A 14,884-nucleotide genomic window follows, 5' to 3' on the forward strand; every position below is an offset into this window, starting at 1 on the left:
CTTACTCGGCGCTCTCGGCCTCGGCTTCGCCCTCGCCGGCCTCCGGCTCGGCGGCGGGCGCGGCGATCACGTTGACGACCAATGTCTCGGCGTCGGCGGCCAGGGCGACACCGGAGGGCAGCTGGATCTCGCCCGCGGTGATCTGGGTGCCAGCCTCGACGCCCTCGACGGAGACCTCGATGGCCTCGGGCAGGTTCAGCGCCTCGGCCTCGATGGAGATGGTGGTGGCTTCCTGGGTGACCAGGGTGCCCGCGGCGGCGTCACCGGTGACGGTCACGGCGACGTCGGCGGTGACCTTCTCGCCACGCTTGACGATGAGCAGGTCGGCGTGCTCGATGTAGCGGCGAATCGGGTGCACCACAACGGATTTGGTCAGCGCCAGCTGCTGCTTGCCGTCGATGACGAGGTTCAGCACCGCGTTGGTGCCGTGCTCGCGCAGGATGGCGGCGAAGGCCTGGGCGTTGAGGGCGAGGTGCTGCGGGTCGGCCTGGTGGCCGTACAGCACGGCGGGGACGTTGCCCGCACGACGGGTGCGACGCGCGGCTCCCTTGCCGAACTCGGTGCGTACGGCGGCTTCGAGAAGGTTGACGTCGGACATGACTGGATCTACTCCTACGGCTCTTCCGGGCTGTCAAAGGTGCCCGCCAGGGAGGGTGGCGCCCTGGGCTGGGGTTCTGGTCTACTCGTCGGGGCGAAGACCGAACGAGGACGGCCGGAAGCCGCGCCGCGTCGATCACGGTGTCGCAAAAACGTCTGCGGACACCCTCGCCGAGACAACCCGAACACCATACCCCAGCTCACGTGCGGCAGATGAATCGGGTGGTCAGACGCGGTTCGGCGGGTCGCAACCCTGGTCGCGTAATCTGGACCGGTTGTCTATTCGCCGAGCCTGCGAAAGGTTGCTCACGTTGACCGCCCCTGAGGACGTCGTCGCGCCCACCCCGCGCGGACTGCCCGCCGAGGTCGCCCGGCGCCGCACTTTCGCCGTGATCTCCCACCCGGACGCGGGCAAATCGACGCTCACCGAGGCGCTGGCGCTGCACGCCAGGATGATTTCCGAGGCGGGCGCGATCCACGGCAAGGCGGGCCGCAAGTCGACGGTCTCCGACTGGATGGAGATGGAGAAGGCGCGCGGCATCTCGGTCAGCTCCACCGCGTTGCAGTTCAACTACCGCGCCGCGGGCTCCGATGTCGACAGCGTCATCAACCTGGTCGACACCCCCGGCCACTCCGACTTCTCCGAGGACACCTACCGGGTGCTCACGGCGGTGGACGCGGCCGTGATGCTCATCGACGCCGCCAAGGGCCTCGAGCCGCAGACGCTGAAGTTGTTCCAGGTCTGCCGCCACCGCGGCATCCCGGTGATCACCGTGATCAACAAGTGGGACCGGCCCGGCCGCGCGCCGCTCGAGCTGCTCGACGAGATCGAGGAGCGCATCGGCCTCACCCCCACGCCGCTGTTCCTTCCGGTCGGCATCGCCGGTGACTTCCGTGGTCTGCTGCGCCGCGGCGCCGACGGCGCGGCGCTCGAATACATCCACTTCACCCGCACCGCGGGCGGCGCGACGATCGCGCCGGAGGACTCGATCACCCCGGAGTCGGCCGAGGTCCGCGAGGGCGAGGCGTGGACGACGGCGGTCGAGGAGAGCGAACTGCTCTCCGCCACCGGACAGGACCACGATCAGGAGCTGTTCCTCGCCGGGCAGACCTCGCCGGTCATCTACGCCTCCGCGATGCTGAACTTCGGCGTGCGCCAGCTGCTGGAGACGCTGGTGGCGCTGGCTCCCGCGCCCGGATCGCGCAAGGCCGTCGACGGCACGCCGCGCGCCACCACCGACCCGTTCAGCGCCGTGGTGTTCAAGGTGCAGGCGGGCATGGACACCGCGCACCGGGACCGGCTGGCGTTCATGCGGATCGTGTCGGGCGAGTTCGAGCGCGGCATGGTCGTGACGCACGCGCAGACCGGGCGACCGTTCGCCACCAAGTACGCGCTGACCGTGTTCGGTCGTGAGCGCGCCACCGTCGACACCGCCTACCCCGGCGACGTGGTCGGCCTGGTGAACGCGACCGCGCTGGCGCCCGGCCACACCCTGTTCGTGGACAAGAAGGTGGAGTTCCCGCCGATCCCGTCCTTCGCGCCGGAGCACTTCGCGGTGCTGCGCGCACGGACCGCTGGCAAGTACAAGCAGTTCCGCAAGGCCATCGACCAGCTCGATTCCGAGGGCGTGGTGCAGGTGCTGCGCAACGACATCCGCGGTGACGCCGCCCCCGTGCTCGCGGCCGTCGGCCCGATGCAGTTCGAGGTGGTCACCGCGCGCATGCTCGCGGAGTTCAACGTCGAGACGAACATGGAGCACCTCGGCTACTCGCTGGCCAGGCGCACCGACGCCGCCTCGGCGGAGGAACTCGGCCGTCAGCGCGGCGTCGAGGTGTTCACCCGCAGCGACGGCGCGCTGCTCGCCCTGTTCAGCGACAAGTGGCGGTTGCAGTACATCGAGAAGGAACACCCGAAGCTGACGCTGGAACCGCTGGTCGCCGCCGCCGACAACTGACGGCGGCGCCCGCTTCAAGTGGAACCGCCCAGACCTGCTCGCGTAGCGATCCCGGTGCGGCGCAAGGATTTACGCTCCGGCGGCGGCCGGCGCGCCGATCGGCAGCGGGAACGAATGGTGTTCGTGGGTGACCTGCCAGCGGCCGCCGGACTCGCGCAGGCCGATGGTCAGCCGTAACCGGTTGGCCGGGTCGACGCGGAACTCCTCGGGCTTGCCACAGCGCAACAGCGCGTACGCGAACGCCACGTCGCTGCCCGCGGTGACGTCCAGCGACACGATCTCGAACACCGCGCCCTCGGCGAGCCACCGGAAGAACGGCGGCCAGGTCTCCCGATAAGCGTCGATGCCGCGCACGCCGTCGTTCGGCGGGGGCACGTCGTACATGACGATGTCGTCGGCGTGGTCGGCGAGCACTCCGGCGAGATCGCCCGCGCGCACGGCGGCGGCCCATCGTTCGATCAGCTCGCGAATCCGCGCTTCGTCGTTCATGGTCGGCATTCCCTTCGGTACGGCCGCCGGGTGCGGCGGCGTGCGGGTCCATCCCGTCGTCCGTACAACCCGGGCGCCGCGCCGAACTCATCGGTGCGCGCGAAAGTTCAAGGCAGTTCGACCGGCAGGCCGAAAGACGGAAAGAGTTCGGGCTCGAGGAACGAGACCACCTCCGCGATCCGGCCCTCGCGCACCGCGACCACGTCCAGCGCCATCGCCGCGAACACCGCGCGCTGCTCCTCCCAGAGATAGGTGCCGAACGCGAGCTGGCCGTTGGCGGAGGCGAGCACAAAACGCCAGCGGTACCGCAGCGGACCGTCGAGCAGGAACCCGCGAATGGCGGCCTGCCCGGCGTACCACTCGGGCAGCGGCGGCATGGAGTACTTCGCGTCCGCGCTGAGCAACGCGACGATCGCCGTCACGTCGCCCGACTCCCACGCGGCGGCGTATCGCACCGCCAAGTCGCGGATCTCGTGGTCGGCCATGGTGTGCAGCGCGCGCTGCTGAGACTGCGCGGGCAGCCGCGCCTCGACCCCGGCCCGCGCGCGCTGCAACGCGCTGTTGGCCGAAGCCACGCTGATCTCCAGCAGTTCGGCGGTCTCGCGGGCGGAGAAACCGAGCACGTCGCGCAGCACCAGCGCGGCCCGCTGGAGCCCGGGCAGATATTGCAGTGCGGCGACGAACGCCAGCTCCACCGCCTCGCGCGCCTCGTATCTGGCCTCGGGCGCCCTGCCGCGCACATCGGCATCGGGATAGGGCTCCAGCCAGGCGATATCGGTCAGCGGCGCGCCGGGGCTCAGGTCCACCGGCAGTTCGCGGCGGCGACGAGTCTCGAGCAGAGTCAGGCAGCGGTTGGTGGCGATTCGGTAGAGCCAAGGCCGCAGCCCGGCGGGGTCGGTCAGCTTGTCGAGGTTGCGCCAGGCTCGCACCAGCGACTCCTGCACCGCGTCGTCGGCGTCGTGCACCGAACCGAGCATGCGGTAGCAGTGCACGCGCAGCTCCGCGCGCAGCGGGGCGACCAGCCGTTCGAACTCCGCTTCGGCCGTCCGCACGGAACCCGCCGTCATTCTTCTTCGGGTTCCCGCGGCGGCGGCCCGCTGCCCGGATCACGCTCCACCGGCGCGATGCCGTCTTCCCTGGCGATCAGACCCCAGCGGCTCGAGGTCAGGCGCAGGCTCGGCAGGTCGCTCAGCGAGACCACCACCTCGTAGGTGCGCTCGTAGCCCGTGTGCGCGATCCGCCAGTGGCCGTCGTCGCAGCGCACGTAGCGGTCGGTGTAGAAGGCCGCGCCGCGCAGCAGCATGTTGTGCGCGGGGATCAGCACCGTGTCGGCGAGATACCAAGTGCCCGTTGCGGTGTCGCCGTCCACGTCGACCTCGGGATGGTCGCAGCGGTGCTCGGTGATGACGTGCGGGCCGAGCGTGTTGCGCATGAAGGCGAGGAAGGCGTCCCGCGATTCGAACTGGAGGTATTCGCTGTAGGTCGCGGTGGCCTCGGGAATCATGGTGTCGGCGAATTCTTCCCAGGACTTCGTGTCCAGCGCGCGCAGGTAGCGGAACTTCAGGCGGCTGATGGCCGCGACGTCGTCCATGCCCGGCCGATCGGCGGGCGGCCGGATGACGCGCCGCGGATCCAGGAGGTCACCCTCCTCCGCTTGCGCGCCGTTGCCCGGATCGGCGCGCTCGGCGGTCTGCTCCGTGCGCTCCGCGGTCTCCTCGGCCGCGTCGACGGTCGAGTCGCCGCGCCCCTGCTCGCCGCTTCCCTGATCCATACCTCAACAATCCCATCCGAAGCCGCCGAGCTTCACGGTTTGGGAGATCTGTATCAGATTGCTATCAACGGGCGGGCGTGCCGCCCGGGAAGATCAACTACCGATCGTAAAGCAGGTGCGGCAGAAATCCTCGCCGAATTCGGTGAGCCGCAGACTCTTGCGCACGATTTTCGGCGCGCGACCGGCCTTCTTCAGCGCGGCCTCGACCACCGGCTGCACCTCGAGCACCATGTAGCGGCTGAGCACCACCGGATCGTCGGAGGTCAGCGTCAGGCCGAGCCGGTTGAGGTTGATCAGGTACGACCGCGCCCGGTCCGGATAGCGCACGCCGGCCTGCTCCGGCACCGAGGTCAGGTCGCCCTGGACGAGTTCGGAGCCGATGCCGAGCGGACGGTTGGTACGCACGTCCACCGCGGGCTGCGGCCCGTTCAGCGACATGAAGCGCAGGATGCGCGCCTCGTCGGGAGCCAGTTCGTCGAGGATCCGGTCGTAGGCCGGGTGCACGTCCTCGGTGAAGTAGACGTCGGCCGAACGCGCGAGCAGCGCGTCACCGCGGCGGCGCAGTTCCTCGGTGGTCGCCGAGCGCAGGTACGAACCCACCGCGATGGCCTGCTGCGGGCCGTTCGTGGGAGTCGGTACGTAACTGACGATTTCGCGCACCGAACCCTCGGTCACGCCGAGGGCGCTGCGCGCGATCGAACGCAGCGCGTTGCCGGTCCGCTCGGCGATCTCGGCCGAGGACTCGCCGTCCAGCGCGGCCTGGGCGATCTCCTTGGTGACCTCGTACGAGGTGTTCACCGCCCACTGGCCACCGCGCACGGCGGTGCCCGCCGCCAGCCCGGCGGCTCGGAACACACCGCGGATCAGCCTCGCCTCGTTGCTGATCTGCCGCTGTTCGACATCCGAGCTGCGCTCTACCGCGCGGGAACCGGCCCGGGCCACGTCCTGTCCGGTTCTTTCGTCTGCCACGTCCTACTCCGAAGTGTCGCCAAGTGAACGAATCCGCCCACAGATTATTGCCCGATGGGCTTTCAGGTATAGCGAACCCCGACCGTTCGCGCGTCCCTGCCGACCCAACCGTTGGACCCGATCGCCAGCACCCCAGCATGTTTCATTCCGCGAAACGGATGTGGCGGACGCCATTCTCTCGCCCCGACCGAGACAATGCGGCATTCGAGGCACGTACTGTGACTGATGTCTCAGACACTACCGCGTCCTCCGGTGGACGCGGCGTCGCGTCTCACAATAGGGTCCAGCTGCCGACAGGGTGCTAGTTTGGGGTGCCGGTGAGGCGGCGATCACCGGTTTTTCGGCAGGAGGGTGTCGTTGTTAGAGAGTGTTTTCGGAGTTCACCCCACGATCCTCCTCGAGCTTTTGACCATTCCGCTTTTCACAGGAGTGATCGGCTATATCACCAACTGGACCGGCGTGCTCATGCTGTTCCAGCCCATCGCCTTTCACGGCGTCCGAGTACCCGGCCTCCGGGCGCTCTATCCTTTCCTGCCCAAGCGAATCCAGGTCCTCCCGCTGCTGAGCTACGACGGCAGGATGGGCTGGCAGGGCATCGTCCCCTCACGCGCCGACAAAATGGCCAGCATCGCCGTCGACAAAGGGCTCGCCAAGCTCGGTAGCGTCTCCGATTTCTATCGCGAGCTCGAACCCGACAAGCTCGCCGAACATTTGGCCAGCATCGCCGACGCGCAGATCACCGACATCGTCGAGGAGATCCTGCGCCGCGAGCACCCGCAGCTCTGGTACAACCTGCCCAGTCAGGTGCGCGACATGGTGCACGCGCGGGTGCGTCAGCAGCTGCCCGACATCCTGCGCGAACTGACCCAGGAACTCGGCGCGAACATCGATCAGTTGATCGACGTGAAGCAGATGGTGATCCGTTACTTCCAGGCCCGGCCGCATCTGCTCAACACGCTGTTCCAGGTGCTCGGCGCCAAAGAGCTTCGGTTCATGCAGAACTTCGGTTTCTACTTCGGCGCGCCGATGGGTGCGCTGCTCGTGCTCGTCCTGCACGTCACCGGGTGGTCGACCTGGGTGGTGCTGCCGATCGGCGGTGTGATCATCGGGTGGGTGGTCAACTGGATCGGCATCAACATGATCTTCGCCCCGGCCTACCCGAAGTGGTGGTGCCCGTGGCGGCAGGGTTTGTTGATCAAGCGCCAGTCCGAGATCACCGACGGCTACGCCGAACTCGTGTCGAGCCAGGTGATGACGGTGGCCAACATCGGCGACGAACTGCTCAACGGTCCGCGTTCGGATCGCACCATGCAGATGCTGGAGGACACCCTGCGACCCGCCGCCGACCGGGCGCTCGGCCCGGCGCGGCCCGCGGTGAAATTCATGCTCGGCAGCCGCGAGTACGACTCGTTGCAGGCGACGCTGACCACCGAGGCGATGTCCATCGCGCCGATCGCGTTCGCCGATCCGGACTTCAACCTCCAGCAGGGCAAACAGATCAACGATTACATCGCCAAACAGATGTCCGCTCTGCAGCCTCCGGACTTCGTGGAAATGCTGCGCTCGGCCATCAAACAGGATGAATGGTTGCTTTTCGTCCATGGCGGCGCGCTGGGCCTCTTGGCCGGATACGCTCACATTCTGATCTTCGGAACGGGAGTGGCGACGACATGGGTATGACGGGCTCGGGCGAGAACAACGCGGGATCGGACGCCGACGCGGTCGGCGACGATATCCAGGCCACCGAGCATTCCGAGTCCGTCGCGCCGTCGACGGAACTCGCCCGGTGGCCGCTATCCGATATCGAACCCGTGGCCGAGAAGCCCGCCCGGCGCCGCGTGCCGACCCCGCGCCAGACCGTGCGAGCGGCGGGCGGGGTGGCCAAGGTCGCGTTCACGGCCGCGTCCGAGGTCACGGCATGGACCGTGGACACCGCGCTCGGCGTCACCGGAACCGTGGTCAAGGGCAGCATCGCCGGTGTACCGCCGCGCGAGGTGCTCGCCGAGGCCGAAGCCGAGGTCCGCGACGCGGTGCGCCGGGCCCTCGGTCTGCCTCCCGCGACACCCGAACGCACCGACCCGGCCGTGCCCACGCTGCGCGAACAGGGCGCCGCGCTACTACGCCTCTCGGCGAGCATGCACGCCGAAGCGTCCGAGATCCACCCGGCGTTCGCCGGAATGCTCGCCGAGCTGACGCCCGACGAGGCGCGCATCCTGCGCTTCCTGCACGTGGACGGCCCGCAGCCGTCGATCGACATCCGCGTCGGACGGCCGAGGGCGCTCGGCGCGGAGCGCTACCTGTCCGGTCTCACGCTGATCGGCGACCAGGCGGGGCTGCGTTTCCCGAACCGGGTGCCGCAATACCTGACCAACCTGCGCAGGCTCGGGCTGATCGAATTCGCCAAGGAACCGGTCGACAACCCGAACCGCTACCAGTTGCTCGAAGCGCAGTCGCCGGTGCGAGAGTTGCTGAAGCGCTCCGGGTTCGGCACCAAGGTGCACTACCGCAGCATCGTGCTCACCACCTTCGGCGCGGACTTCGTCCAGACCTGCCTGCCGGTGGTCACCGAAGGCCGCGCCGAATCCAGCTGACCACCCCCGCCGCGCGGCCCAGGTGCCACACATCTCGCACACGCCTCACATAGGCATCGACTATGTGAGGCGCGCGAACGGTGTGTGGGACAGCCGCGGCGGTCAGACGCCTTCGGCGAGTTCGAGCCAGCGCTCCTCGGCGGTTTCCTTGTCGGCGAGGACTTGCTTGAGTTCGGCGCCGAGGGTGACGAGCTTGTCCGGTTCGGTGGCCGCGTCGGCGAGGGCGGCGTGCAGGCGCTCCTCGCGCTCGGTGAGCTTGTCGATGGCCCGCTCGAGCTTGGCGAGTTCCTTGCGCGCCGCACGGTAGGCCGCGGAATCGGTGGCCGCGGCGGCGGGCTTGTCGGCGGACGCGCGGGCAGGCGCGGGTGCGCTCAGCGCGGCTCGCTTCTTCAGGTATTCCTCGATGCCGCCCGGCAGGTTGGTGAGTTTTCCGTCGCCGAACAGCGCCCAGGTGGAGTCGCAGATGCGTTCGATCAGGTAGCGGTCGTGGCTGATGACCACCAGGGTGCCCGCCCAGTTGTCCAGCAGGTCCTCGAGCTGTTGCAGGGTGTCGATGTCCAGGTCGTTGGTCGGCTCGTCGAGCAACAGGACGTTGGGCTCGGACATCAGGATGCGAGTGAGTTGCAGCCTGCGCCGCTCGCCGCCGGAGAGATCGCCGACCGGGGTGCGCTGGCGGGCCGGGGTGAAACCGAGCCGCTCGGCCAGCTGCCCGGCGGATATCTCCTTGTCGCCCAGCATGATTCGCTGCGCGACCTGCTGCACCGCTTCGAGCACGCGCATTTCGGTCGGCAGGTCGTCGAGTTCCTGGCGCAGCCAGCCGATCTGCACCGTCTGGCCCTGGACGCGCTTGCCCGCCGCGGGCTCGACGTCACCGGCCAGCGCGCGCAGCAGGGTGGTCTTGCCCGATCCGTTGACGCCGACCAGGCCGACCCGCTCGCCCGGCGCGAGGCGCCAGGTCAGATCGCGCACGAGTTCGCGGTTGTCCGGCGTGGTGAGGGTGGTGTCCTCCAGCTCGATGACGACCCGTCCCAGCCGTTTCCTGGCGAACGCGGCCAGCGACACGCTGTCGCGCGGCGGCGGCACGTCGGCGATCAGCGCCTCGGCGGCCTCCACCCGGTAGCGCGGCTTGGACGTGCGCGCCTGCGGGCCGCGCCGCAGCCAGGCCAGTTCCTTGCGGGCCAGATTGCGGCGCCGCGCCTCGCTGGCGTCGGCCTGCCGCGCCCGTTCCGCGCGCGCGAAAATCCAGTCGCCGTAACCACCCTCGTAGCTTTCGACCTTGCCGCCGACGACCTCCCAGGTGTTGGTGGCGACGGTGTCGAGGAACCAGCGGTCGTGGGTGACGACGACCAGGGCGGAGCGGCGGCTCAGCAGGTGCTCGGCCAGCCACTGCACGCCCTCGACGTCGAGGTGGTTGGTCGGCTCGTCGAGGACGAGCAGGTCGAGTTCGCGCACCAGCGCCGCGGCCAGCGCGACGCGGCGGCGCTCACCGCCGGACAGGTTCGTCACCGGGGTGTCCATGCCGAGGCCCTGGATGCCGATGCCGTCCAGGACGGAGCGGATCCGCGGGTTCGCCGCCCATTCGTGTTCGGCGACGCCGTCGGTCATCTGGTCGTCGGCCAGACCGGCGAGCACCACTTCGCCGATGGTCGCGCCCTCGGGCAGCGTGCCGCGCTGGGTCACCACGGCGAGGCGCAACCCGCCGAGCCTGCTGACCCGGCCGCTGTCGGGCTCCTCGATGCCGGTGAGCACCTCGAGCAACGTGGTCTTGCCGCCGCCGTTCAGACCGACGACACCGATGCGTTCGCCCGCGTGCACGCCGAGCGAGACGTTGTCCAGGAGGGGCTTGATCCCGAAGCTCTTGGAGACCTGCTCGAGGTTGATCAGGTTGGACATGGACGCTGCTAGCCCGCCTCTCCGGGTGATTTACCGACCGTACGAGCCTACTCACCCGGCGTCGCGCGCCCGCGCGCGCGTCGGCGGCGATGCGATCAGCGCTTGCCCGAGGTGTCGGTGTCGAGGATGCGCGCGCCGGGCACCGGTCCGCTCGCCGTGCGAACACTGCGGGCGACGCCCGCCCCCGCCAGCTCAGCGGCGACCGCGACGGCCGCGTCTTCGCTCTCGCAGAGGAACGCGCAGGTGGGCCCGGAGCCGGACACCAACCCGGCCAGCGCGCCCGCGCCGACTCCCGCGCGCAAGGTTCGCCGCAGCTCCGGCTTCAGCGAGACCGCGGCCGCCTGTAGGTCGTTGCCGAGCAGCGGGGCGAGCTGATGCGGGTCGCCGGAGGCCAGCGCCTGCATCAGCCGCTGGGGCTCGCCGAGCCGCGGCGGGTCGCCGTGCTCGCGGAGCCGGTCCAGCTCGGCGAAGACCGAGGGCGTCGAAAGCCCGCCCTTGGCGAGCGCGAGCACCCAGTGAAACGTATTGCGGGACAACACAGGAAGTAGCCGTTCGCCGCGACCGGTGCCGAGCGCGGTGCCGCCGTGCAGCGCGAAAGGGACGTCGCTGCCGAGTTCCGCTGCGACCGAGGCCAATTCGTCGCGGGACAGGCCGATGTCCCAGAGCTCGTTCAGGCCGACCAGCGCGGCGGCCGCGTCCGCGCTGCCGCCCGCCATGCCGCCCGCGACCGGAATGCCCTTGCTGATGGTGATTTCCACCAGCGGCGCCCGGCCCGCGAGATGCGCGAGGCGCACGGCGGCCTTCCACACCAAGTTGTTGCGATCGGTGGGCACCTCGGCCGCGCCCTCGCCGGTCACCCGGACGGTGAGCGCGGCCGAGGGCGCCAGCTCGATGTCGTCGCTGAGTGAGAGCGCCTGGAAGACCGTGGTCAGGTCGTGGTACCCGTCCGCGCGCAGGTCGCCGACGCCGAGGTGCAGATTCACCTTCGACGGCGCGCGCACGGTGACGGGACTGGGCACAACTGACAACACGGTGTTCAAGCCTAGTGGGTGGGTCCGACAACCGCGGGGCTCGATATCCGCCATTCACCCGCTGTGATCCGTTCGGTCACAACAGCGCTGCGTGCGGTTACCACGGCGCCGCGCCGTTGGCCACTTGCGTCCATATACCCATGGGGGGTATGTTCACATTCGTCGGATACCCCGGCACCGTACGATCGCAGCGACCGAAGGAGTTGGAGATGGCTACCACCACTTACACCGTCAAGGGAATGACCTGCGGGCACTGCGTCAGCTCGGTGAAGACGGAGATCGGCAAGATCGACGGTGTCACCAGCGTCGACGTCGACCTGGCGACCGGCGCCGTTCGGGTGGACAGCGCTGCGCCGCTCGCCGAGGCCGACGTCGTCGCCGCCGTCGACGAGGCGGGGTACGAGGTAGCTGTCTGATGCGGGATCGGCTGCGGTTCGCCGCGTTCGGTGGCGGGCTCGTCGTGCTGCTCGGAGCCGCGCTCGGCATCGGCGCCCTGGTGGGCGATCCGGGCGGGCAGACCCGGGTCCTCGACACCGCACAATACCGGTCGACCGGGTTGTCGGACTCCGAGTCCGGCTACGCCCTGGCCGACCTGAGCGCGCCCACCTCGCCGAACCGCGCCGGTCCCCTGCGCTTTCGCATCACCGGTCCGGACGGCGCGCCGGTCACCCGGTTCGCCGTCCGGCACGAGAAGCCGTTGCATCTCGTCGTCGCCCGCACGGACACGGCCGAGTACCGGCACGCGCACCCGACGATGGCGGCCGACGGCACCTGGTCCGTCGACTGGACCTGGGCCGCGCCCGGTACCTATCGAGTGTTCGCCGACTTCGCGCCGGGCGACGGATCGGACGACCTGGTGCTGAGCGGCACCGTCACGGTCGCCGGAGACGTGACCGCCCGGCCGCTGCCGTCCGTCGCCGAGACCGCGTCGGTGGACGGTTACCAGGTCCGCTTGCAGGGCGATTCCGACGACCTGCGTTTCACCGTGACCCGCGACGGCCGCCCCGTCACCGATCTCGAGCCGTACCTCGGCGCCTACGCCCACCTGGTCGGCCTGCACTCACCATCGCTCGCCTATCTGCACGCGCACCCACAGGGCGAGGTCGGCCGAACGAATCCGGGACCGGAGGTGTCGTTCCACGCCGAGCCGCCGATGCCGGGGGCCTACCGGTTGTATTTCGAGTTCGCCCACGGCGGTTCGGTGCACACGGCCGAGTTCACCCGCGAGTTCGTGCCGGTTTCCCAGCCGGACCATTCGGGCGGCCATCACCGCTAGTGCCGCACGCTGGCCGAACCGAGCTACACGAACCGACTCGGCGTGCGCCATGACGGTGCAGTCGGACGACCTGTGCGTGACGGCGGCCGCTAGCCCGGCGGGGCGAGCGAGGCCGCGGTGTCCAAAGTTCCGTGCGCGAGCGGAGTCGGCGCATGCCCTGGTGCAACGGGCCGCCAGCTCCTGGTGCGGCGACGCTACCCCTGCGCGGCGAGCCGGACGAAGGTCGCGGTATCCAAGGTCTCCCCGCGCGCGGTCGGATCGATGCCCGCCGCGGTCAGTCGGCGCTCGGCCTCGGCGGGTGATCCCGCCCAGCCGGACAGCGCGGCGCGCAACGTCTTCCGGCGCTGGGCGAAGGCGGCGTCGACGACCTCGAAGACGCGGCGGCGGTGTTCGTCGTCCATGGACCACGGGGGCTCGGCGAAGCGCTGCACGCGCACCAACCCCGATTCCACGCGCGGCACCGGCCAGAACACCTGGGTGCCGACCGCGCCCGCGCGGCTCACCTTGCCGAAGAAACCGGCCTTCACACTGGGCACGCCGTAGACGCGGCTGCCGGGCTCGGCGGCCAGACGGTCGGCGACCTCCGCCTGCACCATCACCAAAGAGGTTGTGATGCTGGGCAATTCGGCGAGCAGGTGGAGCAGCACCGGCACCGCGACGTTGTACGGCAGGTTGGCGACCAGTGCCGTCGGGGCGGCGGGCAGGTCGGCGGCGGCGACCCGCAGCGCGTCGGCACGCACCACGCGCAGCCGGTCGGCCAGGTCCGGCGCACGGTCGGCGACCGTCACCGGGAGGTGCTCGGCGAGCACCGGATCGATCTCGACCGCGATCACCGAGTCCACCACGTCCAGCAGGGCGAGCGTCAGCGAGCCGAGGCCAGGTCCCACCTCGAGCACGGTGTCGGCGCGACCGACCCGCGCCGCCACGACGATCCGGCGCACGGTGTTGGCGTCGTGGACGAAGTTCTGCCCGAGCTGCTTGGTCGGCCGCACACCGAACCGCTCGGCGAGGACCCGCACCTCGGCGGGCCCGAGCAGCGCGGCACTCCCCCTGGCGGAAACATCGGCATCGGACACGCGAAGAACCTACCAATCCGCCACGCCCACCGGACCCACCCGGCCGCGCGACGATCCGAAAGTCAGCCGAGCCCGAGCCTGCTGGTGCACGCGGGCCAGGCGCCCCAGCCCTGCCGGGCCCTGGTCACCTCGGCGATGGCGATCTGCTCCTCACGGGTGGCCAGGTCGGCGCGCGGCGCGTAGCGCAGGCCGCCCTGCCGCTCCCAGGTGCTCTGGTCGAACTGGATGCCGCCGTAGTAGCCGTTGCCGGTGTTGATGGCCCAGTTGCCGTTGGACTCGCAGCGCGCGAGCGCGTCCCAGATCTGGCCGTCACGCACCGGCGGCACCTCGGTGCCCGGCTTGGTCCCCTTGCGCACGGTCTTGGGCTGGGCGGGCACGGAGACCACCGACTCGACCTGCTTGCGCTCGACTTCCTCGCCGTTGACCCTGGTCACCGCGAAGGTCACGTCGTGCACGCCCGGCACGCCGGGGTTCTCGACGACGGTGCGGCTCATGTTCATCTCGGGGTCTTCGATGACGTTCTCCGGCGGATCCAGCGGCAGCGTCTCGGTGTGGTGCTCGACGCGCTTGCGGGTCACCACGATTCGCAGGCCGTCGGTCAGCGGAGTGCTCGGCGCGGGCTCGACGGTGTCCTGCTCGATCAGCGGGATGCCAGCGACGGAGAGGAATTCGCCGACGGTCGGCGCGGCGAGCCGCACGTCGACCGCGTTGCCGATGCCGTCGAGCAGCGACACCGAGCGCGGGCTGGAGATGCGCAGCGCCGCGCCGTCCAGCGGCAGCCGCTCGTCGCGTGCGGGCCAGACGTAGGTGTCGGCGGGGAGGTTCAGCTGGGCGAGCGCCTCGCCCGCGGTGAGGCCGGTGGTCCACACCGTCTCGGCCCTGCCGTCCACGGTCAGCGCCACCTGACGCGCCCGGTTCAGCACGATCGTCGCGCCATCGGTCACCGTGGAGCCGCGGCCCGGGCGGACCAGATCACGTTCGGTCAGGTCGAACCCGGCGGCCCGCAGCACGCCGTCGACGTTGCGGGACATGGTGCTCAGAATGGACCGTTCGCCGTCCACGACCACCGTCACCGTCTTGCGGTTCACGATCGCCAGCGAGGCGCCGACGATCAGCGTCAGCAGCAGCGCCGCGACGGCCGCGTACAGCAGTGGCGACCGCGACTGGTTGATCCTCGTGAAGGGCGACATGGTCACAGTACGATAACGAAGCGACCTTGCCCCGACAACCGCATCT

General features: G+C 69.8%; 14 protein-coding genes. 5 read left to right on the plus strand and 9 right to left on the minus strand.

The window, feature by feature from the left end:
* Position 1: 1 nt before the first annotated feature.
* The gene (locus tag ABZV58_RS22185; RefSeq protein WP_355002043.1) at positions 2–598 is read right to left on the minus strand and encodes a 50S ribosomal protein L25/general stress protein Ctc; all 597 of its coding nucleotides are present in this window, start codon (positions 596–598) and stop codon (positions 2–4) included.
* A 310-nt stretch (positions 599–908) separates the two neighbouring features.
* Between ABZV58_RS22185 and ABZV58_RS22190 the strand changes: the two genes are divergently transcribed.
* Complete coding sequence (locus ABZV58_RS22190) at positions 909–2,552, plus strand: peptide chain release factor 3 (RefSeq protein ID WP_355002044.1); 1,644 nt, start codon at positions 909–911, stop codon at positions 2,550–2,552.
* A 69-nt stretch (positions 2,553–2,621) separates the two neighbouring features.
* Here ABZV58_RS22190 and ABZV58_RS22195 read toward each other — a convergent pair whose 3' ends face one another.
* The 4 genes from ABZV58_RS22195 to ABZV58_RS22210 form a co-directional block, all read right to left on the minus strand.
* Complete coding sequence (locus ABZV58_RS22195) at positions 2,622–3,041, minus strand: SgcJ/EcaC family oxidoreductase (RefSeq protein WP_355002045.1); 420 nt, start codon at positions 3,039–3,041, stop codon at positions 2,622–2,624.
* A 107-nt stretch (positions 3,042–3,148) separates the two neighbouring features.
* On the minus strand, positions 3,149–4,093 hold the full coding sequence (locus ABZV58_RS22200) for a sigma-70 family RNA polymerase sigma factor (protein WP_355002046.1): 945 nt from the start codon (positions 4,091–4,093) through the stop codon (positions 3,149–3,151).
* Positions 4,094–4,104: 11 nt separating this feature from the next.
* Positions 4,105–4,632, minus strand: a complete 528-nt coding sequence (locus tag ABZV58_RS22205; RefSeq protein ID WP_355002223.1) for a nuclear transport factor 2 family protein — start codon at positions 4,630–4,632, stop codon at positions 4,105–4,107.
* Positions 4,633–4,905: 273 nt separating this feature from the next.
* Complete coding sequence (locus tag ABZV58_RS22210) at positions 4,906–5,781, minus strand: Abi-alpha family protein (protein ID WP_355002047.1); 876 nt, start codon at positions 5,779–5,781, stop codon at positions 4,906–4,908.
* A gap of 405 nt (positions 5,782–6,186) precedes the next feature.
* On the opposite strand from ABZV58_RS22210, the gene ABZV58_RS22215 reads away from it, so the two are divergent.
* Complete coding sequence (locus ABZV58_RS22215; protein WP_355002048.1) at positions 6,187–7,461, plus strand: hypothetical protein; 1,275 nt, start codon at positions 6,187–6,189, stop codon at positions 7,459–7,461.
* The gene (locus ABZV58_RS22220) at positions 7,452–8,372 is read left to right on the plus strand and encodes an Abi-alpha family protein (protein WP_355002049.1); all 921 of its coding nucleotides are present in this window, start codon (positions 7,452–7,454) and stop codon (positions 8,370–8,372) included. Before ABZV58_RS22215 ends, ABZV58_RS22220 begins: the two co-directional genes overlap by 10 nt.
* Positions 8,373–8,474: 102 nt before the next feature.
* Here the strand turns inward: ABZV58_RS22220 and ABZV58_RS22225 are convergent, their stop codons facing one another.
* Positions 8,475–10,265 carry an ABC-F family ATP-binding cassette domain-containing protein gene (locus ABZV58_RS22225; protein WP_355002050.1) on the minus strand — a complete coding sequence of 597 codons (1,791 nt, stop codon included), beginning with the start codon at positions 10,263–10,265 and terminating at the stop codon, positions 8,475–8,477.
* A 95-nt stretch (positions 10,266–10,360) separates the two neighbouring features.
* Positions 10,361–11,296 (minus strand): 4-(cytidine 5'-diphospho)-2-C-methyl-D-erythritol kinase, encoded by a 936-nt coding sequence (locus tag ABZV58_RS22230; protein WP_355002051.1) that lies wholly within the window; start codon positions 11,294–11,296, stop codon positions 10,361–10,363.
* A gap of 209 nt (positions 11,297–11,505) precedes the next feature.
* Here ABZV58_RS22230 and ABZV58_RS22235 point away from each other — a divergent pair, with 209 nt between their 5' ends.
* Together ABZV58_RS22235 and ABZV58_RS22240 are read left to right on the plus strand one after the other, a co-directional pair.
* Positions 11,506–11,712, plus strand: coding sequence for a copper ion binding protein (locus ABZV58_RS22235; protein ID WP_067784434.1), 207 nt, complete (start codon positions 11,506–11,508; stop codon positions 11,710–11,712).
* Positions 11,712–12,572, plus strand: coding sequence for a hypothetical protein (locus ABZV58_RS22240; RefSeq protein WP_355002052.1), 861 nt, complete (start codon positions 11,712–11,714; stop codon positions 12,570–12,572). The genes ABZV58_RS22235 and ABZV58_RS22240 overlap by 1 nt, the downstream gene beginning before the upstream one ends.
* A gap of 194 nt (positions 12,573–12,766) precedes the next feature.
* Here the strand turns inward: ABZV58_RS22240 and rsmA are convergent, their stop codons facing one another.
* A complete protein-coding gene (gene rsmA / locus ABZV58_RS22245; RefSeq protein ID WP_355002053.1) occupies positions 12,767–13,648 on the minus strand; it encodes a 16S rRNA (adenine(1518)-N(6)/adenine(1519)-N(6))-dimethyltransferase RsmA in 882 nt (293 codons plus the stop codon).
* Between the two features lie 62 nt (positions 13,649–13,710).
* Positions 13,711–14,838 carry a transglycosylase family protein gene (locus ABZV58_RS22250; RefSeq protein ID WP_355002054.1) on the minus strand — a complete coding sequence of 376 codons (1,128 nt, stop codon included), beginning with the start codon at positions 14,836–14,838 and terminating at the stop codon, positions 13,711–13,713.
* Positions 14,839–14,884 lie beyond the last annotated feature (46 nt).

It is taken from the genome of Nocardia sp. NPDC004654, from assembly GCF_040609595.1.
In the GTDB taxonomy this organism is placed as follows: domain Bacteria; phylum Actinomycetota; class Actinomycetes; order Mycobacteriales; family Mycobacteriaceae; genus Nocardia.

What these genes read in the sequence shown, in the direction of transcription:
- ABZV58_RS22185 (WP_355002043.1), bottom strand. Translation starts at nt 598, where the DNA reads ATGTCCGACGTCAACCTTCTCGAAGCCGCCGTACGCACCGAGTTCGGC.
- ABZV58_RS22195 (WP_355002045.1), bottom strand. Translation starts at nt 3,041, where the DNA reads ATGAACGACGAAGCGCGGATTCGCGAGCTGATCGAACGATGGGCCGCC.
- ABZV58_RS22205 (WP_355002223.1), bottom strand. Translation starts at nt 4,632, where the DNA reads ATGGACGACGTCGCGGCCATCAGCCGCCTGAAGTTCCGCTACCTGCGC.
- ABZV58_RS22220 (WP_355002049.1), top strand. Translation starts at nt 7,452, where the DNA reads ATGGGTATGACGGGCTCGGGCGAGAACAACGCGGGATCGGACGCCGAC.
- ABZV58_RS22225 (WP_355002050.1), bottom strand. Translation starts at nt 10,265, where the DNA reads ATGTCCAACCTGATCAACCTCGAGCAGGTCTCCAAGAGCTTCGGGATC.
- ABZV58_RS22235 (WP_067784434.1), top strand. Translation starts at nt 11,506, where the DNA reads ATGGCTACCACCACTTACACCGTCAAGGGAATGACCTGCGGGCACTGC.
- ABZV58_RS22240 (WP_355002052.1), top strand. Translation starts at nt 11,712, where the DNA reads ATGCGGGATCGGCTGCGGTTCGCCGCGTTCGGTGGCGGGCTCGTCGTG.
- ABZV58_RS22250 (WP_355002054.1), bottom strand. Translation starts at nt 14,838, where the DNA reads ATGTCGCCCTTCACGAGGATCAACCAGTCGCGGTCGCCACTGCTGTAC.